The sequence below is a fragment of the Azonexus fungiphilus genome (assembly GCF_003634965.1).
GTDB lineage: Bacteria > Pseudomonadota > Gammaproteobacteria > Burkholderiales > Rhodocyclaceae > Azonexus > Azonexus fungiphilus.
The window spans coordinates 135,552-151,768 of record NZ_RBXP01000011.1 but is presented as its reverse complement, the minus strand read 5'-3'; the positions used below and the strand labels follow the sequence as shown (position 1 = coordinate 151,768).

Sequence of the window (16,217 nt, the reverse complement as noted above, 5' to 3'; positions counted from 1 at the left end):
GCAAACAAAAACAGCATTCCCTGGAGACGCCGCATGAGCGGATTACCGAGAGATTTGATTGGCGCTGCCTGGCTGGCGCAGACCTACGGCGTAATGCCGCTGGGCAAGCCGCCCGTGATCAGTCAGATCGGAGGACGGCGTGCGACCCAGGTCGACAACGGTTTTCGTACAGAAGTCTATACCGAGGCTATGCGGCCAGCGATGGAGCCAGCGGCACACCTGCAGTTTCACCTTCGTCACGAGGTGCCTCATCTGGAATTCCTCGCTCGCCTCTTCGAGCGAAGCGGTCCGGATTTCGTTCAGGCTTGGGTCATGGCGGAACCGACCGGCCAGTATGCCCGCCGCGCTGCCTTCCTGTACGAATGGCTGACGGGTGAGACGCTGGCGGTACCGGAACGGCTGGGGGGAAATTACGTCGATGCCATTGACGATGCCAAGCTGGTGGCGGCCTCACCCGAGCGGGTCGTCAAGGTGCAGCGCTGGCGGGTGAATGACAATCTGCCGGGGACTCGGAGTTTTTGCCCCATGGTGGCCAAGACCGACGCGGTGAATCTGGCTGCCAGTCTCGACGTGCCGCGCCTGTTTGGTGAACTGACCGCCGAGTTTGGCGAAGACCTGCTGCTGAGGGCGGCAGTCTGGATGACGCTGCGGGAGAGCAAGGCCAGCTTTGCCATCGAAGGAGAAGCCGATCAGGCCGGGCGCGTGCAGCGTTTCGCGGATGTGATGGCGCGGCGTACCGGTCAGGGAGATTTGCCGTTCAGCGATGCCGCATTGGCTGAATTGCAGCAGGATATCCTGGGCAGGCGGACAACGATCTCCCATTTCGGGATGCGCCAGTCCCCCGTATTCGTCGGTGAGACGATACGCTTTCAGGAGGTCGTCCACTACGTGGCGCCTCCAGCTGACGAGATCGCTGCGATGCTGGATGGGCTGCGGACATTTCTTGAAAGAACGCAAGGACAGTCGCCCACGCTGCGTAGCGCCGTGGCGGCTTTCGGCTTCGTCTACATCCACCCGTTGGCCGACGGCAATGGTCGTGTGCATCGCTTTCTGGTCAACGACATCTTGCGCCGCGATGGCGTGATTCCGGCGCCGGTGATTCTGCCCGTATCTGCGGTCATTACGGACGACGCCGGGGAGCGGCGCGGCTATGACCAGGTGCTGGATGAAGTATCCAAGCCTCTGATTCATGCCGTGCGGGAGCAGATCGTGTTCGAGCCGGTGCGGACCACCTACCCGGATGGTGTGGTGTCGAATTTCGCCTTCCACGGTGCCGAACAGGCCAGGCCGCTGTGGCGTTATCCCGATCTGGGACCTCATGTGGTCTTCCTCTCCAACGTCATCGGGCGAACCCTGACTGAACAGATGCGCGAAGAGTCGCGTTACCTGCGCAGCCATGCCAGGGCACGCGCCGCACTCAAGGAAGTGGTCGAGATGACGGACCAGCAGGCGGACAGGGTGCTGCGCTCGATTGAGCAGAACCGAGGCGAACTCAGCAATGTACTTGCCAGGGAAATGCCAGTGTTGAAGCAGCCTGGCGTGTGGGCTGAGATCGTCGAGGCCGTCAGTCGGGCGTTTCAGGATTAGCCGCACCGCCTGCTGAGTGATTCAAGCCCCCTAGGGCAACATCCGCTTCAGCACATCGTCCCGGCGCACCCGGTGGTGGAAGATCGTGGCCGCGACGTGCAGCCCGACAAGCACCCAGGCGACCCATTTGCCGAGAAAGTGGTGCACCAGGTCAATAGGCTTCTCGAAAGCTTCCCAGCTCAGGCCGTAGGTTTGACTGATCCAGGCGAAGATCCGGGTTTCGTCGAAACCGGTGACGCGGAACAGTCCGAAATCAGTAGGGGCGCCGGTGCCGAGGTAGCCGGTCAATGGCAGGGCAATCAGCAGGCCGTACAGCCCCCAGTGCGCGGCATGCGCCAGCCCGTGTTCGAGCGGCGATACCGACGGGGATTCAGGTTGCACATCGATCACGCGCCACAGCAGACGGGGCAGGACCAGAAAGCCAACGAGCAGGCCGAACGCCCAATGGACATTGAGCACCGGCCACGACTCCGGCAGGCTGTCGTCCATGAACCAGATCACGTAATAAACGACGCAATAGGCGGCGATGAACGCGGCAGCGCTGGTCCAGTGAAAGAATTTGGCGAGGACGCCAAAACGGGCTGGGGTATTACGCCATTGCATGGGCAACTCCGGGTTGAATAATCGGGATCAAGCTTGGTGCAGCAAGCCGGCGAGCAGCCGGTCGAGGCCGTCGAGCGCCTGCGCCAAACGCGCTTGCGGGTCGCCGTCGGGCTCGGCGATCCAGAAAGAGGCTTCAGTGACGATGCCGTAGATCATTCGGGCGACCGCGCCGGCGTGTACCGGCTGCACGGTGCCGGCGGCAATCAATTCTTCCAGTGCGGCCTGCAGGGCCGCAATGCCGACCGACTGCGCGGCTTGCGGCACGTCACCGAAAATGGCCCGTGCGTCCTGCAGGATGATGCGGCGAATCTCCGGCTCCAGCGCCAGTTCCAGGTAAGTCCGGCAACGGCAGCGAAAGCCCAGCCAGGGCGTCGGCTCGGCAGCCGAGGCGGTTTGCAGGCGGTCGCCGACTTCGGCTTCGATCTGTTCGATGACGGCGATCAGCAAGCCTTCCTTGCTGCCGAAATGGTGGTAGAGCGCGCCGCGCGTCAAGCCGGCGGCAGCGGTGAAATCGTCCATCGAAGTTTGCCCGTAGCCCTGCGAGGCGAAGGCCTGACGCGCCGTCGCCAGCAATTTGGCGCGGGTTTCCTCGATCATCTGGGCGCGGCTGCGGCGGGTCATCGTGTAATTCTCGTTAACATACGAAACGTATGTTAATTGACATACGCCGCGCATGTCAATTGCAGCACCAGGCACCGACCACTGCTAACGCAAACGGCGCCCCGCAAGGCGCCGTTTTCATTTTCCGATCAGTGGTTTACTTACTGCGCGATCGCCTCGATTGCGATGTCGATGCGCACGTCGTCGCCGACGTAGGGTGCGAACTTGCCGGCGTTGAATTCGGAGCGCTTGATCACCGTCCAGGCGTTGGCGCCGATGGCGTTCTTCTTCAGCATCGGGTGCGGTGCAGCCTTGAAGTCGGTGACGGTCAGCGTGACCGGCTTGGTGACGCCCTTGATGGTCAGCTGACCTTCGATCCTGGCCGGCTTGTCGCCGTCGAAAACGACTTTGGTCGACTTGAAGGTGGCAGTCGGGAACTTGGCGGTGTCGAGGAAATCCTCGCCCTGGATGTGCTCGTTGAAGGTGGCGTAGCCGGTATCGACGGATTTGGCGTCGATCACGATGTCGACCGTGCCAGTCTTTGCTGCAGCGTCATAGACGACCTTGCCGCTGGTGCTGTTGAAGCGCGAGAGCTGGGTCGAGTAGCCGAGGTGGCTGTACGAGAAGCGCGGGAAGGTGTGGGTGCCGTCGACCGTGTAGGTTTCCGGCGCGGCGAGGGCCGGGCTGGCGGCGGCGAGGGCGAGGACGAGGCTGGCGAGTTGCTTTTTCATGGGTTTTCTCCTTGGGGTTGGGGTTTACTTGCCGCTGGCGGCGATACGGAACTTGAGGCGGACGTCGTTGGCGACGATGTCGAACTTGGCCCAGCTGCCTTCGCCGATCGAAAAATCGGCGCGGCGCAGCGTGAAGGCGCCTTCGAAGATGCCGCTGGCGCCTTGCGCGGTGAAGGTGGCCGGAACGACGACATCCTGGGTGCGCCCCTTGATCGTCAGCTTGCCGGCGACTTCGTAGCGATTGCCGCCAAGCGCCTTGACGCCGCTGGAAACAAAGCGGGCGACCGGGAAGGCGGCGGTGTTGAACCACGGCTTGCCGGCGACTTCGGCGTCGCCTTCCGGGGCGCCGGTGTCGACGCTGGCCAGCTCGACGTCGAAGCTGACGCGGGCGGCGGTCGGCTTGGCCGGGTCGAAGGAGAGCTGGCCAGAAAACTTGCGGAACTGGCCGTCGACCGCGACGCCCATCTGCTGGTAGGTGAAGGCGACGCTGCTCTTGGCCGGCAGCACCTGGTTGTATTCGACGGCACCGGCGCTCAGCGGCGACAGCGCGGCGAGCAGGGCGAGGGTGGATAGGGCGTCTTTCATGTCAGTTCTCCGTGGTGGGGCGGGCGGGCAGCATCCGGGTCAGGATGTCGTCGCGGTCGATGAAGTGGTGTTTGAGGGCGGCGGCGACGTGGCCGACGAGGATCAGGACGAAGAGCACGGCCAGCGTCGCATGCACGTTCTGCAGCAGGTCGCCGAGCGCCTTGTCCTTGGCCAGCAGGTCGGGAATCGGCAGCAGGCCGAACCAGACAGTCTGAAAGCCTTTGGCAGAACTCATCAGCCAGCCGGACAGCGGCATCGCCAGCATCAGCCCGTAGAGCGCCAGGTGGCCGCCGTGCGCCGCCAGTTGCAATGGCTTCGGCATGCCGGCCGGCAGCGGCGGCGGGCGATGCCCGGCGCGCCAGGCAAGGCGGACGAGGACGAGCAGGAAGGCGGTGACGCCGGCCCACTTGTGCCAGGAATAGAGCTTCAGCTTCTCCGGCGACAGCGGCAGGTCCTGCATGTAGAAGCCGAGGGCGAGCAGGCCGATGATCAGGATAGCCATGACCCAGTGCAGGGATTTGGCGGTGGCGGTGTAGTGTTGTTTCACGGTCAACCTCTCGATTTGGGCAAAAACTGGTAGGCATCCATGGCCAGCACGTAGTCGTCGATGCCGGCATGGAAACGTTCGTAGTCGGCGTCATCGCCGGCGGCGGCGAGGGCGACGAAGAGCGGCAGCAGGTGCTCCTCGGTCGGCTGCGCCTGAACCGCGCCAGGGGCGCGCCGGCGGTAGTCGAGCAGGGCATCGCGATCGCCGGCGGCCAGCTGCGCGTCGAGCCAGTCGGCAAACTCGCGGACGTAGGCGGGCGTGCCGCCGCCGGCGTAGGCGCGCTGGAAGTCGCGCAGGTTGTGGGTGATGTTGCCGGAGGCGACGACCAGGAAGCCGCGCCCGACCAGCGGCGCCAGCGCCCGGCCGAGTTGCCATGCCTGCTGCGGCCCGCCGCGGCTCTGCAGCGACAGCGGAATGACCGGAATCTGCGCGTCCGGGAACATCAGGCGCAGCGGCACCCAGGCGCCGTGGTCGAGGCCACGGCTGCGGTCGATGTCGACCGTCAGGCCGGCGGCCGTCAGCGCGGCGGCGACTTCGGCGGCGGCCTCGGGGCAGCCGCTGGCCGGGTAGTTGAGCGCGTAGAGTTCGGGCGGGAAGCCCCAGAAATCGTGGATGGTTTCCAGGCGCTCGGCGCTGCCGACGGTGGCGACGGCGGTATCCCAGTGCGGGCTGACGACGACGATCGCCCGCGGCAACGGCAGCGTCGCCGCCCGCCGGGCCAGCGCGGCGCCGGCGGCGCCCGGCTGGAGCGCGAAAGTCGGCGCACCGTGCGGAACGAATAAAGTGGGAAGCGGTAAGGTCATGGCATGACTCCTGTGCGATGGACGTACTTTATTCGCCATCGCCTGAGCGAAATAGCCGACAATGTGGAAATAATTATTGCTGGAGTTGCAACAATGGACCGTCTCGACGCGATGCGCCTGTTCGTCCGGGTCGCCGAACTCGGCAGTTTTTCCGCCGTCGCCCAGCAGCTCGACCTCGCCCGCTCGGTGGTGACGCGCCAGATCGCCGGGCTGGAGAGTCGCCTTGGCGTCAAGCTGATGGCGCGCAGCACGCGCCGCCTGTCGCTGACCGCCGCCGGTGCGGCCTACCTGGAGAAATGCCGGGTCATCCTCAACCTGGTCGAAGCCGCCGAGAACGAACTCACCGATGAGAATCAGGCGCCGCGCGGCCACTTGCGCGTCAGCGTGCCGCTCAGCTTCGGCCTCAAGCGGGTGGCGCCGTTACTGCTCGATTTCGCCCGCCGCTACCCGGAAGTGACGCTGGACATGGACTACAGCGACCGCCAGGTGAAACTGATCGAGGAGGGTATCGACCTGTCGTTGCGCATCACCCGCCAGCTTGCCGGCGGCGACGTCGCCCGGCGCATCGGCAGCATCCGCCTGTACGCGGTGGCCTCGCCGGACTACCTGGCCCGCCACGGCCGGCCACGCCATCCGGCGGAGTTGATCCATCATGAATGTCTGGGCTATGCAGTCAGCGGCAGCATGCAGCAATGGCAGTTCACGGTCGACGGTCAATTACAGGCATTTCCCGTACGCAGCCGCATCCAGGCCAACAACGGCGACGTCCTGGTCGAAGCGGCGGCGCAGGGCATGGGGATCACGTTGCAGCCGGATTTCATCGTCGAAGAAGCGCTCGCGGCCGGCCGCGTCGAAGCCGTGCTCGCCGAGTTTCCGCGGCCCGAACTCGGCATCCACGCGCTGCTGCCCGGCAACCGCCACATCCCGCACCGGGTCCGCGTGCTGATCGACTTCCTGGCGAACGGCCTCAGCTCGCCGGCGTCCTGACCCCGTTGCGCACGAAGCTGACGATCAGCGTGATCACCGTCAGCGGCAGCACGTAGCCGAGCATCGCCGACGAGAAGGCCGGCAGGCTGCTGTGCTGTGTCGCCGCCAGCACCAGGTAAGCGGTGTAGGCAACGTAATAGGCGAGGAAGACGCCACCTTCCCAGCGCGCAATCTCGCGGCCGGTGACGACGATCGGCAGGCAGGCGAAGGCGACCGCAAGCATGACCCAGATGTCGAAGTGACGCGCCGCTTCCGAGACGACGATGCCGCCGTCGGCAATCAGGCTGGAGAAGCCGAGCACCGCGAAGATGTTGAAGATGTTGCTGCCGACGACGTTGCCGACGGCAATGTCGCGCTCGCCGCGCCAGGCGGCGACCAGCGAGGTGGCGATCTCCGGCATCGAAGTGCCGACCGCGACCACGGTCAGGCCGATCACCAGGTCACTGACGCCGAAGGCGCGGGCCACGGCGACCGCCGCATCGACCAGCCAGTCGGCACCGAGGACGAGCAGGCCGAGTCCGCCGGCAACCAGCAGCAACTGGACGCTCCAGTGCGCATCCCAGCGGCTGGTGGTGTCGGGCATCTCGTCGGCGAACTCGGCTTCGACCGCCTTGCTGGCCCGGCGCGACTGGACGACCAGGAAAATCGTGTAGGCGATGACCAGCGCGAACAGCAGCGCGCCTTCGCCGCGGCTCAGGTTGCCGTCGAGCGCCAGGACCAGGAAGAGCAGGCAGGCGCCGATCATGATCGGGATTTCCTGGCGGATCAGTTGTTCATTCACCGCCAGCGGCACGATCAGCGCCGACAGGCCGAGGATCAGCAGGACGTTGGCGATGTTGCTGCCGACCACGTTGCCGATCGCCAGGTCACCGGCACCGCTCAGCGCGGCACCGGCGGAAACCGCCATTTCGGGCGCGCTGGTGCCGAAGGCGACGATGGTCAGGCCGACGACCAGCGGCGAGATGCCGAAGGTCAGCGCCAGGCGGGCGGCGCCGCGAACCATCAGTTCGGCGCCCAGGGTCAGCGCGGCAAGGCCGAGCAGGAACATCAGCAGGTGTTGGGTCATGGCGATCGAAAAACGGATGAAAACGGTGCGGTATACTACGTCCCCGCCCGTTCCGCACCGCGCTGACAATGACTTCGGAAAAACCTATCGACCTCCCGGCGCCCGGCCTCGGCGACGAATACTTCATGCGCGAGGCGATCTCGCTGGCGCGCGCCGCCGAGTGCCTGGGCGAGGTACCGGTCGGTGCCGTCGTCGTCCTCGACGGGCGCATCGTCGGCCGTGGCTTCAATTCGCCGATCGGCGAGCACGATCCGACCGCCCACGCCGAAATCGCCGCCCTGCGCGACGCGGCCCGCAATCTCGGCAACTACCGGCTGCCCGGCTGCGAACTCTACGTCACCCTCGAACCCTGCGCGATGTGCGCCGGCGCGATCATGCACGCCCGCATCAGCCGGGTGATCTACGGCGCCCGCGATCCGAAGACCGGAGTACACGGCAGCGTCGTCGATCTCTTCGGCGTCGAGCGCCTGAACCATCATGCCAGCGTCGCCGGCGGCATTCTCGCCGATGAATGCAGCGCCATGCTCTCGGCCTTCTTTGCCGGCCGGCGCCGGAAAGCGCAATGAAGCTGCTGGTTTCGGTCGCCCGCCAGACGTTGCAGCTGGTCGCCGACGATGGCGCGGTTTTGCGCGAATATCCGGTGTCGACCGCGAAAGCCGGCGTCGGCGAAAGCTTCGGCAGCTTCCAGACGCCGCGCGGCGCGCACCTGATCCGCGCCAAGATCGGCGCCGGCCAGCCGCTCAACAGCGTATTCGTCCGCCGCCGCCCGACCGGCGAGATCTGGACGCCGGAACTCGCCGAACAATTTCCCGGACGCGACTGGATCCTCACCCGCATCCTCTGGCTGTCCGGCTGCCAGCCCGGCCACAACCGCCTCGGCTGCGTGGACACCATGCGCCGCTACGTCTACATCCACGGCTCGCCGGACAGCGCCGAGATGGGCGTGCCCGGCTCGCACGGCTGCGTGCGCATGCGCAACGCCGACATCGTCGAGTTGTTCGAGCGGGTCCCTTGCTATACCGCGGTCGACATCCGCGAAGACTGAATTTCGCTGCCATCGGGCGCGAAACTGCGCTCTTCCAGCGTGCATCGCCCGGCCCGGTCGCGCAGCAGCAGTGTCGAGGCGCGCGTGCCGTAATCCGGCGAACAGACGAAAACCGCCGAGAGCAGGCGTTCCCAGTGCAGCGGCACGCCGGTAGCGGGCAGCCGTTCGTCGGCCTCGATCGTCCGGTCGGCCAGCAGCGCGAAGAAGGGCGCGCTGTCGGGCAGGGCCGGCAGCGCCTCGGCAAAACGCTGGCGGGCCTTGGTCAGCTTCGGCCAGGGCGTTTCCAGGCGGTGGTTGGACAGCCCGTAGACGCCGGGTGCCAGCGGCCGCGGTGCGCCGTCGCGATTGGAGCAGTAGTAGAGGGTGTCGCGGTCGGCAAGCAGCAGGTTGAAGCCGGCGTAGTCATCGGCCGCGATTGCCGCCGAAAAATCGGCCGGCGACTGCGTCGACCGTAAAAAGCCGGCGGGCAATGCGCCGCGCGAGCGTTTCCCGGTCGGCTTGCCGGCTTCGCGGACATTGGTCACTGCCGCGAAGCGGCCGTCGCCGGCGACGGCCAGCCAGGTGCCGCCGGCCTCCAGGTCGCGGCCGCCGAGGATGTGCGGGGCGTCAACCCAAGGCGCCGCCGCTGCCGTCGGCCGGGCATGGAATTCGTCGCGGTTGGCGGCGACGACCAGCGGATAGTCCGGATGGACCTGCCAACCGACGACGATCAGGCACATTTTTCCCGGTCAGGCCGGGTTGACCGCGGACGCCAGCACGACCGCGCCGTCGCGGGCGCCGAGGCGGAGATTGCCGGCGTAGTTCGACTGGACCACCGCCAGCGCAACGAAGCCGCCGGCCGGCGAGGGCGCCGCCGTCATTACCTTGCCCGCCGCCTGCTCGAGGTTGTCCGGCGAATACAGCTCGTCGCCGGCAGCCAGCGGCACCTCGCCGCTGAGGCGGTAAAGGTGGCGCTTGACCTTGCCCAGGTACTGCGTCCGGGCGACGATCTCCTGGCCCGGGTAGCAGCCCTTGTGGAAGCTGACGCCGCCGATCTTCTCGAAATCGGCCATCTGCGGCACGAATTCCTCCTTGGTCGCCAGCGTCACCAGCGGGAAGGCGTGGTGCACGTCAAGCCAGCGCCAGACCGGGACGCCGGCCGGGCGGGCCTTGACCCCGAGCTTCTGCCACAGGCCGGGCGCCGCATCGAGGCCGGCCATGACGACATAGCGCTCGGCGTCGAGCTGGAGGACGCTGGCGGTGTCGCCATCGGCGACCGCCAGCGGTGCTGCCGGCAGCGGCAGCCCGGCATCGGCCAGCGCTTCGGCGGCCTGCGGCCCGGCGACGCCGAGCAGGACACGTTCGGTTTCCGCGCTCAGCTTGACCTTGGCCCGCAGGACGAACATCTGCAGGCGCTTCTGCGTTGCCTCGGCGAGATCGGCGGCCACCAGCAGGCGATAGACGTCACCGCTGCGGGCGACGACGAAACTGGCCTGCATCCGGCCCTTGGCCGTGCACCAGCCGGCATGCTGGGCCTGCGCCGGCGCCAGGTGATTGACGTCGCTGGTCAGCTGGCTGTGCAGGAAGCTCTTGCAGTCCTCGCCGCTGGCGGCGATCAGCGCCAGATGGGTGAGCGGCACGAGCACGGTCTGGCGACCGGCGGCCTGCAGTTCGCCGGCGGCATCGCCGAAATCGAGGACATCCGCTGCGTCGGCGGCGAAGTTCGCCTCGGCCGATTCGAGAAAGCTGCGCCAATGGGGATTCATGAGGGCTCCTTGAGGTTTGGGCTATTATATCGCCCGTTTTCTTAACGGCTTCCCGGCTCCCGACTTCCGAGCCGTTTTCCGACGGGCAAGACCCGCCCGCTGCCCGCGAGTTCCCATGCGTTTCATTTTTCGCTTCATCGTCCTGTTGACCGTCAGCGTCGCGCTCGCCGCCGGCGCCTTCCACTGGTGGTCGCAGCAGCCGATCGCCGGTGCCGTCGACGCGCTCGAATTCCGGGTCGAAGCCGGCAGCAGCCTGCGTGCCGCGGTGCGTCAGATGAATGCCGCCGGCCTCGCCGTCGAACCCGACCTGTTCGCGCTGCTCGCCCGTTGGCGTGGCCAGGGCGGGGCGATCAAGGCCGGCACCTATGCCGTCGTCGCCGGCGAGACGCCGCGCAGCCTGCTCGACAAGCTGGCCAGCGGCAAGGTCAGCCAGGCCAGCATCACCCTCGTCGAAGGCTGGACGCTGCGCCAGTTCAGGGCCCGTCTCGACGCCCACCCGGCGCTGCGCCACGACAGCCGCGGCTTGAGCGACAGCGAGATCGCGGCCCGTCTCGGGCTGCCGCTGAAATCGCTGGAAGGCCGGCTGTTGCCCGACACCTACCTGTTCGACAAGCTTTCCGGCGACCTCGAACTGATCGCCCGCGCCGCTGGTGCGATGCAGGCCAGGCTCGACGAGGCCTGGGCGCAACGCCCGCCCGGCCTGCCGTACCGGACCGCCGACGAGGCGCTGGTGATGGCCTCGATCATTGAAAAGGAAACCGGGCGCGAGGAAGATCGGGCGCATGTCGCCGCCGTCTTCGTCAATCGCCTGCGCATCGGCATGCGCCTGCAAACCGATCCGACGGTGATCTACGGGCTGGGCGAGAATTTCGACGGCAACCTGCGCAAGATCCACCTGCAGACCGACACCCCGTACAATACCTACACCCGCGCCGGCCTGCCGCCGACGCCGATCGCCATGCCCGGCCTCGCTTCGCTGCGCGCGGCCTTTGCGCCGGCCGCCAGCGAGGCGCTTTATTTCGTTGCGCGCGGCGACGGCAGCAGCCATTTCTCGCGCACGCTCGACGAGCACAACCGGGCGGTCAACCGATATCAGAGAGGCGGAAAATGAGGGGCAAGTTCATCACCTTTGAAGGCATCGACGGCGCCGGCAAGAGCAGTCATGTCGAGTGGCTGGCCGAGACCTTGCGCCAGCGCGGCCTGAGCGTGCTGGTCACGCGCGAGCCGGGCGGTACCGCGCTCGGCGAGAAGCTGCGCGAGTTGCTGCTCAGCGAGGCGATGCACCTCGAAACCGAAACCCTGCTGATGTTCGCCGCCCGCCGCGAACACCTGGCGCAACGCATCGAACCGGCGCTGGCCCGCGGCGAATGGGTCATCTGCGACCGCTTCAGCGATGCCACCTGGGCTTACCAGGGCGGCGGCCGCGGCCTCGACAAGGCCAAATTCCTGGCCCTCGAGCGCTGGGTGCATGAGCACCTGCAGCCCGACCTGACGCTATTGTTCGACCTGCCGCTCGAAGTCGCCCGCGAACGCATCGTGCTGGCCAACCGGGTGCTCGACAAGTTCGAGCAGGAGCGTGCCGATTTCCACGAGCGGGTCCGCCAGGCCTACCTCGAACGCGCCCACGCCAATCCGTCGCGGATGCGCGTCATCGGCGCCGACGACAGCCTGGAAAATATTCGCAAACAACTTGAAGTTATTGCTTCAAGCATTTGTTCATGAACGTTTTAGATCTCCACGCCGAAACCTGGACCAGCCTCCAGGCAAGACGCGCCCGGCTGCCGCACGCGCTGTTGCTGATCGGCCAGAAAGGCCTCGGAAAATTTGCGCTGGCCCGCGAGTTCGCCGCCTCGCTGCTTTGCGAGCAGCCCACCGCCGACGGCCGCGCCTGTGGTGCCTGCCTCGCCTGCAACTGGTTTGGCCAGGGCAACCACCCGGACTTTCGCCTGCTCCAGCCCGATGCGCTGGCCGACGAGGGCGAGCTCGAGGAGGGCAAGAAGAAGCCGAGCCAGCAGATCACCATCGACCAGGTGCGCGAACTCGACGAGTTTCTCGGCGTCGGCAGTCACCGGGGCGGCCTGAGCATCGTGCTCGTCAATCCGGCCGAGGCAATGAATCGGAACGCCGCGAACTCGATCTTGAAAACACTTGAAGAACCGCCGTCAAATGTATTGTTTTTATTGGTTTCAAGCGAACCGTCCCGCTTGTTGCCGACCATCCGCAGTCGCTGCCAGGCGATCCCCGTCGGCGTTCCTTCGGCAGCAGCGGCTAGCCGCGTACTGGCGGCGGCTGGCGTTGCCGATGGCGACCATTGGCTGGCCCTGAGCGGCGGTTCGCCGCGTTTCGCGCTGGAAATGGCGACGACCGGGCAGGGCGCCTGGCTGGAAACCCTGAGCGCACGCCTGGCCGGCGGCCGCAACACCGACCCGCTGGCGGCCGCCGGCGATCTCGAGAAACTGGTCAAGGAAAGCAAGGGCCGCCTGCAGTTGAAGCAGGTGATCGAAGCCTTCCAGAAATGGCTGATCGACCTGACGCTGGTCGCCAACGGCCTGCCGGTCAGATATTTTCTGGCCCAACAGTCCAAAATAACCATGCTGGCTGATATGATTCCAGCCGTCCGGCTGATTCACTTCTACCGGAATCTGAACCAGCGCCGCCAGGAAGCCGAACAGCCACTCAACGGCAGACTTTTCCTGGAAGGCGTCTTTCTGGACTATCGAGCCCTGTTTAGTCGTTGATCGAGGATGAGCGAAGCCAAACCCGCACCGCAGCGCCCCAGCGTACTGTCGCTGAACATCAACTCGAAATCCGCCCTGTACGCGGCCTTCATGCCGCACTTGCGCCACGGCGGCATCTTCATCCCGACGACCCGCGGCTACGCACTCGGCGACGAAGTATTCATGCTGCTCTCGCTGATGGACGACCCGACCAAGCTGCCGATCGCCGGCTCGGTCATCTGGGTGACCCCGGCTGGCGCGCAGAACGGCCGCGCCCAGGGCATCGGCGTGCATTTCAACGATGACGAGAGCGGCCAGGAAGCCCGCCGGAAGATCGAAGGCCTGCTCGGCGGCGTGCTCCAGTCCGCGCGCCCCACGCACACCCTCTGATCGTCGGCATGCTCGTCGATTCGCACTGCCATCTCGATTTTTCCGGCCTCGCCGAGCGTCTGCCCGATGTGCTGGCGGCCATGCGCGAGCGCGAGGTTGGCGCAGCACTGTGCATCGGCGTCAATCTCGAGGATTTTCCCAAGGTCCTCGAGATCGCGATGCAGGCCGACAATCTTTACGCGACCGTCGGCGTTCACCCCGAATACAGCGACGTCGAGGAGCCTGACGAAGCGCGCCTGCTGGCGCTGGCCGCGCACCCGAAAGTGCTCGGCGTCGGCGAGACCGGCCTCGATTACTACTGGCACAAGGATAAGCCGGAGTGGCAGCGGCAACGCTTCCGCACCCACATCCGCGCTGCCCGCCGCTGCGGCAAGCCGCTCGTCGTGCACACCCGCGATTCGGCCGCCGATACGCTGCAGTTGATGCGCGAGGAGGGCGCCGATACTGTCGGCGGCGTCATGCACTGCTTCACCGAGAACTGGGAAATCGCCAGCCAGGCCCTCGATCTCGGCTTCCATCTTTCGTTTTCGGGCATCGTCACCTTCAAGAACGCCAGCATCGTCAAGGAAGTGGCGCAGAAATGCCCGCTCGACCGGCTGCTCGTCGAGACCGATTCCCCTTACCTGGCGCCGGCGCCATATCGCGGCAAGCCGAACGAGCCAGCCTACGTCCATTTCGTCGCCGAGGAGATCGCCCGCCTGCGCGATCTGCCGCTGCAAGCCGTGGCCGAGGCGACAACCGAGAATTTCACGCGCCTGTTCAGACCGGGAAAATCATGAAAAAAACGCTGTTGACCGTGAGCGTCGCCCTGGCGCTGTCGTTTTCCGTCCAAGCCAGTACCTACGACGACCTGATCCAGGGCGCCAAGCTTGGCGACGTCGCCGAAATCCGTACGCTGCTCGGCCGCGGCGCTTCGGCCGACACCACCGACATCGAAGGCAACACGCTGCTGATGCTGGCGGCACGCGACGGGCACGGCGATCTCGTGCAACTGCTCATCAACCATCGCGCCAAGCTCAATGCCCGCAATGCCGCCGGCGACACGGCGCTGGCCCTGGCCGCCTTGCGCGGTCATTTGCGCGTCGTCCAGTTGCTCACCGATGCCGGTGCCTCGCAAAGTGTTCCCGGCTGGCCGCCGCTGGTCTATGGCGCATTTGGCGGCCATCGCCAGATCGTCACCTGGTTGCTGGGCAAGGGCGCCAACATCGACGCTGCCAGCGACAACGGCATGACCGCACTGATGGCAGCGGCTCGTGGCGGCCATATCGATATCGTCAAGGACCTGCTCAAGGCCGGCGCTGACACCACGAAAAAAACCGATGCCGGACAAACTGCCCGCGACATCGCGCTGGGCAACAACAATACCGACATCGCCAGCTTGCTCGGCAGCCGATAAGGGCGCCCGATCAGTCATTGGCGCCGGCTTTAGCGAGCCAAACTGACTGATATCGGGCTAGTCGAATTTCCGGGAACGTCTCCTCGAAAACTGAGTGTTCCTTAATTGCGCATAATTTGTATTATGTTAAATTTAGCGAAAAATTTATGCATTTGGAATTGATCCAGAAACATCGAATGAAGTAATTCTGATAACGATCCGGAAGTAAAAGTGATAATCAAGGTTTGGGTGACCAATCCAATCTCACACACCTACGCTAATCCTTTCCTGTTTCGCCTTGGTGCCTTCTGAGTTATAGGGTTTGCTGCAGAACTTTCCTGAAGCTGCTTTGCCGCCGTCTGCGCAAGCTCCACTTCGCGTTGCGCTAAAGCCAGTTGCGTCTCTAGCCTGGCTTGAGCTTGCCGGAGCGTAGATAGTTCTCCGATTTGCTGATCAATCACCGCTTTGAGTTCAACCTGTTTTCCCTCCGCTATACCCAGTTGCTGTTTTGCCTCGGCCAATTCAGTCTTGCATGCAGCCAGTTCAATTCTCTGCCGCTCTTCACTTTGAAGATTTTTTTCACGGAGTTGCTGAAGCTCCCTTTGGACTTTCAGCGTTATTTGGCGTTCGTGATCGATTTCCAGCAAAGATCGCTTTTCTATCGCAGCCAGACGCTCTTCGGTACGCCGGAGTTCTTGGCGAGATTTGTCGAGTTCGCTGGAATAGTCTTTTCTGGCTTCGGCCAGTCCCGCCTCAAGGGAGTTTTGCAGGCGACTGGCTGACTCAAGTTGTTGTTCCAAGGACTGTGTCCGGGCGCTTTCTCTTGCAAGATTGCGCTCAAGGGTCAATATCCTCTCATCGGCCGCTCGTAAGCCTTCTTGTGCCTGATTCGCTTCTGATTGTGCGGCTATGCGTGCTTGGTCTGCAGCAGCAACAGCCTGCAGCGATTCGATGACTTGAGTTTGAGCTTCTCGACGAAAAACAGCCAAGCCTTCTTGGGCGCTTCCCTGCGCTTGTAACCATAATGACGCTACAAGTTCTCCCGCAGCATCTTTCAGAGCATCGGGTAGATCGGGATGCTCGATTCTGACGCGGCTTTTCTCGCGCAAATCCGACCAGAATTTTGATAGAGCTTCTGCCGGCGCCGACATGCTGCCTTTTCGGACATATTGGTAGAGCTTGTTCGCTGTAGGAGTTATGCCGTATCGGAAAAACAGGATGGTACAGACTTCTCGATATAGATCCTGCGTATCGAGATCATTGGCCCTGATCGACTCAATATCCGCGAGGATTCTGGCTTCTGTGCTCATGTTTTTGCTCCTGCGATGGTGATCTAGGTGGCGCCCATGGATTGAAGCATAAATATTACAACGTATAACGTAGTGAATTGACTTAGTGGCGAATAATATTTGACATTACTCAAATTCCGATATCCT

The 16,217-nt window shown here is 64.5% G+C and carries 20 protein-coding genes; 10 read left to right on the top strand and 10 right to left on the bottom strand.

The genetic code is table 11. From position 1 onward, the window contains the following. Positions 1 to 33 precede the first annotated feature (33 nt). Positions 34 to 1,587 carry a Fic family protein gene (locus DFR40_RS03530; protein WP_121457100.1) on the top strand — a complete coding sequence of 518 codons (1,554 nt, stop codon included), beginning with the start codon at positions 34 to 36 and terminating at the stop codon, positions 1,585 to 1,587. A gap of 30 nt (positions 1,588 to 1,617) precedes the next feature. Here the strand turns inward: DFR40_RS03530 and DFR40_RS03525 are convergent, their stop codons facing one another. The 6 genes from DFR40_RS03525 to DFR40_RS03500 all read right to left on the bottom strand — a co-directional run bounded on the left by DFR40_RS03525 (position 1,618) and on the right by DFR40_RS03500 (position 5,456). Further along, positions 1,618 to 2,190, bottom strand: a complete 573-nt coding sequence (locus DFR40_RS03525) for a cytochrome b (RefSeq protein WP_121457099.1) — start codon at positions 2,188 to 2,190, stop codon at positions 1,618 to 1,620. Positions 2,191 to 2,217: 27 nt separating this feature from the next. After that, on the bottom strand, positions 2,218 to 2,811 hold the full coding sequence (locus DFR40_RS03520; RefSeq protein ID WP_121457098.1) for a TetR/AcrR family transcriptional regulator: 594 nt from the start codon (positions 2,809 to 2,811) through the stop codon (positions 2,218 to 2,220). A 140-nt stretch (positions 2,812 to 2,951) separates the two neighbouring features. Next, positions 2,952 to 3,521: a YceI family protein gene (locus tag DFR40_RS03515; protein ID WP_121457097.1), complete on the bottom strand. Its 570-nt coding sequence runs from the start codon at positions 3,519 to 3,521 to the stop codon at positions 2,952 to 2,954. Between the two features lie 24 nt (positions 3,522 to 3,545). Then, positions 3,546 to 4,106, bottom strand: a complete 561-nt coding sequence (locus DFR40_RS03510) for a YceI family protein (protein WP_121457096.1) — start codon at positions 4,104 to 4,106, stop codon at positions 3,546 to 3,548. Between the two features lies 1 nt (position 4,107). Then, entirely contained in the window at positions 4,108 to 4,653 is a 546-nt protein-coding gene (locus DFR40_RS03505) for a cytochrome b (RefSeq protein ID WP_121457095.1), read from the bottom strand. 2 nt (positions 4,654 to 4,655) lie between these two features. Beyond that, complete coding sequence (locus DFR40_RS03500; RefSeq protein WP_121457094.1) at positions 4,656 to 5,456, bottom strand: DODA-type extradiol aromatic ring-opening family dioxygenase; 801 nt, start codon at positions 5,454 to 5,456, stop codon at positions 4,656 to 4,658. A 93-nt stretch (positions 5,457 to 5,549) separates the two neighbouring features. Here DFR40_RS03500 and DFR40_RS03495 point away from each other — a divergent pair, with 93 nt between their 5' ends. Next, positions 5,550 to 6,443 carry a LysR family transcriptional regulator gene (locus DFR40_RS03495; RefSeq protein WP_121457093.1) on the top strand — a complete coding sequence of 298 codons (894 nt, stop codon included), beginning with the start codon at positions 5,550 to 5,552 and terminating at the stop codon, positions 6,441 to 6,443. On the opposite strand, the gene DFR40_RS03490 is transcribed toward DFR40_RS03495, so the two are convergent. After that, positions 6,424 to 7,509: a calcium/sodium antiporter gene (locus tag DFR40_RS03490; protein ID WP_121457092.1), complete on the bottom strand. Its 1,086-nt coding sequence runs from the start codon at positions 7,507 to 7,509 to the stop codon at positions 6,424 to 6,426. The genes DFR40_RS03495 and DFR40_RS03490 overlap by 20 nt on opposite strands. Before the next feature lie 68 nt (positions 7,510 to 7,577). On the opposite strand from DFR40_RS03490, the gene tadA reads away from it, so the two are divergent. Beyond that, on the top strand, positions 7,578 to 8,075 hold the full coding sequence (gene tadA / locus DFR40_RS03485) for a tRNA adenosine(34) deaminase TadA (protein WP_121457091.1): 498 nt from the start codon (positions 7,578 to 7,580) through the stop codon (positions 8,073 to 8,075). Beyond that, complete coding sequence (locus DFR40_RS03480) at positions 8,072 to 8,554, top strand: L,D-transpeptidase (protein WP_121457090.1); 483 nt, start codon at positions 8,072 to 8,074, stop codon at positions 8,552 to 8,554. Before tadA ends, DFR40_RS03480 begins: the two co-directional genes overlap by 4 nt. Here DFR40_RS03480 and DFR40_RS03475 read toward each other — a convergent pair. Both DFR40_RS03475 and ygfZ read right to left on the bottom strand, forming a co-directional pair. Then, complete coding sequence (locus DFR40_RS03475) at positions 8,524 to 9,273, bottom strand: NRDE family protein (protein WP_121457089.1); 750 nt, start codon at positions 9,271 to 9,273, stop codon at positions 8,524 to 8,526. The genes DFR40_RS03480 and DFR40_RS03475 overlap by 31 nt on opposite strands. A gap of 9 nt (positions 9,274 to 9,282) precedes the next feature. Further along, positions 9,283 to 10,299 carry a CAF17-like 4Fe-4S cluster assembly/insertion protein YgfZ gene (gene ygfZ, locus DFR40_RS03470; protein WP_121457088.1) on the bottom strand — a complete coding sequence of 339 codons (1,017 nt, stop codon included), beginning with the start codon at positions 10,297 to 10,299 and terminating at the stop codon, positions 9,283 to 9,285. Between the two features lie 115 nt (positions 10,300 to 10,414). Between ygfZ and mltG the strand changes: the two genes are divergently transcribed. From mltG to DFR40_RS03440, 6 genes are read left to right on the top strand one after another with little or no spacing between them, the layout of a single operon-like run. Beyond that, a complete protein-coding gene (mltG, locus tag DFR40_RS03465) occupies positions 10,415 to 11,410 on the top strand; it encodes an endolytic transglycosylase MltG (protein WP_121457087.1) in 996 nt (331 codons plus the stop codon). Then, positions 11,407 to 12,021 (top strand): dTMP kinase, encoded by a 615-nt coding sequence (gene tmk, locus DFR40_RS03460; RefSeq protein ID WP_121457086.1) that lies wholly within the window; start codon positions 11,407 to 11,409, stop codon positions 12,019 to 12,021. The genes mltG and tmk overlap by 4 nt, the downstream gene beginning before the upstream one ends. Next, positions 12,018 to 13,037, top strand: coding sequence for a DNA polymerase III subunit delta' (holB, locus tag DFR40_RS03455; protein WP_121457085.1), 1,020 nt, complete (start codon positions 12,018 to 12,020; stop codon positions 13,035 to 13,037). Before tmk ends, holB begins: the two co-directional genes overlap by 4 nt. Positions 13,038 to 13,043: 6 nt before the next feature. Beyond that, complete coding sequence (locus DFR40_RS03450) at positions 13,044 to 13,406, top strand: PilZ domain-containing protein (RefSeq protein ID WP_121457084.1); 363 nt, start codon at positions 13,044 to 13,046, stop codon at positions 13,404 to 13,406. Between the two features lie 8 nt (positions 13,407 to 13,414). Beyond that, positions 13,415 to 14,185, top strand: coding sequence for a TatD family hydrolase (locus tag DFR40_RS03445; RefSeq protein ID WP_121457083.1), 771 nt, complete (start codon positions 13,415 to 13,417; stop codon positions 14,183 to 14,185). Continuing rightward, positions 14,182 to 14,802, top strand: coding sequence for an ankyrin repeat domain-containing protein (locus tag DFR40_RS03440; protein ID WP_121457082.1), 621 nt, complete (start codon positions 14,182 to 14,184; stop codon positions 14,800 to 14,802). The genes DFR40_RS03445 and DFR40_RS03440 overlap by 4 nt, the downstream gene beginning before the upstream one ends. 251 nt (positions 14,803 to 15,053) lie before the next feature. Here DFR40_RS03440 and DFR40_RS03435 read toward each other — a convergent pair whose 3' ends face one another. Continuing rightward, the gene (locus tag DFR40_RS03435) at positions 15,054 to 16,091 is read right to left on the bottom strand and encodes a DNA-binding protein (protein ID WP_121457081.1); all 1,038 of its coding nucleotides are present in this window, start codon (positions 16,089 to 16,091) and stop codon (positions 15,054 to 15,056) included. Positions 16,092 to 16,217 lie beyond the last annotated feature (126 nt).

Excerpts from the sequence above, each read along its gene's own strand:
- DFR40_RS03530 (WP_121457100.1), top strand. The coding sequence starts at position 34 with ATGAGCGGATTACCGAGAGATTTGATTGGCGCTGCCTGGCTGGCGCAG.
- DFR40_RS03525 (WP_121457099.1), bottom strand. The coding sequence starts at position 2,190 with ATGCAATGGCGTAATACCCCAGCCCGTTTTGGCGTCCTCGCCAAATTC.
- DFR40_RS03520 (WP_121457098.1), bottom strand. The coding sequence starts at position 2,811 with ATGACCCGCCGCAGCCGCGCCCAGATGATCGAGGAAACCCGCGCCAAA.
- DFR40_RS03515 (WP_121457097.1), bottom strand. The coding sequence starts at position 3,521 with ATGAAAAAGCAACTCGCCAGCCTCGTCCTCGCCCTCGCCGCCGCCAGC.
- DFR40_RS03510 (WP_121457096.1), bottom strand. The coding sequence starts at position 4,106 with ATGAAAGACGCCCTATCCACCCTCGCCCTGCTCGCCGCGCTGTCGCCG.
- DFR40_RS03500 (WP_121457094.1), bottom strand. The coding sequence starts at position 5,456 with ATGACCTTACCGCTTCCCACTTTATTCGTTCCGCACGGTGCGCCGACT.
- DFR40_RS03495 (WP_121457093.1), top strand. The coding sequence starts at position 5,550 with ATGGACCGTCTCGACGCGATGCGCCTGTTCGTCCGGGTCGCCGAACTC.
- DFR40_RS03490 (WP_121457092.1), bottom strand. The coding sequence starts at position 7,509 with ATGACCCAACACCTGCTGATGTTCCTGCTCGGCCTTGCCGCGCTGACC.
- tadA (WP_121457091.1), top strand. The coding sequence starts at position 7,578 with ATGACTTCGGAAAAACCTATCGACCTCCCGGCGCCCGGCCTCGGCGAC.
- DFR40_RS03480 (WP_121457090.1), top strand. The coding sequence starts at position 8,072 with ATGAAGCTGCTGGTTTCGGTCGCCCGCCAGACGTTGCAGCTGGTCGCC.
- DFR40_RS03475 (WP_121457089.1), bottom strand. The coding sequence starts at position 9,273 with ATGTGCCTGATCGTCGTCGGTTGGCAGGTCCATCCGGACTATCCGCTG.
- ygfZ (WP_121457088.1), bottom strand. The coding sequence starts at position 10,299 with ATGAATCCCCATTGGCGCAGCTTTCTCGAATCGGCCGAGGCGAACTTC.
- mltG (WP_121457087.1), top strand. The coding sequence starts at position 10,415 with ATGCGTTTCATTTTTCGCTTCATCGTCCTGTTGACCGTCAGCGTCGCG.
- tmk (WP_121457086.1), top strand. The coding sequence starts at position 11,407 with ATGAGGGGCAAGTTCATCACCTTTGAAGGCATCGACGGCGCCGGCAAG.
- holB (WP_121457085.1), top strand. The coding sequence starts at position 12,018 with ATGAACGTTTTAGATCTCCACGCCGAAACCTGGACCAGCCTCCAGGCA.
- DFR40_RS03450 (WP_121457084.1), top strand. The coding sequence starts at position 13,044 with ATGAGCGAAGCCAAACCCGCACCGCAGCGCCCCAGCGTACTGTCGCTG.
- DFR40_RS03445 (WP_121457083.1), top strand. The coding sequence starts at position 13,415 with ATGCTCGTCGATTCGCACTGCCATCTCGATTTTTCCGGCCTCGCCGAG.
- DFR40_RS03440 (WP_121457082.1), top strand. The coding sequence starts at position 14,182 with ATGAAAAAAACGCTGTTGACCGTGAGCGTCGCCCTGGCGCTGTCGTTT.
- DFR40_RS03435 (WP_121457081.1), bottom strand. The coding sequence starts at position 16,091 with ATGAGCACAGAAGCCAGAATCCTCGCGGATATTGAGTCGATCAGGGCC.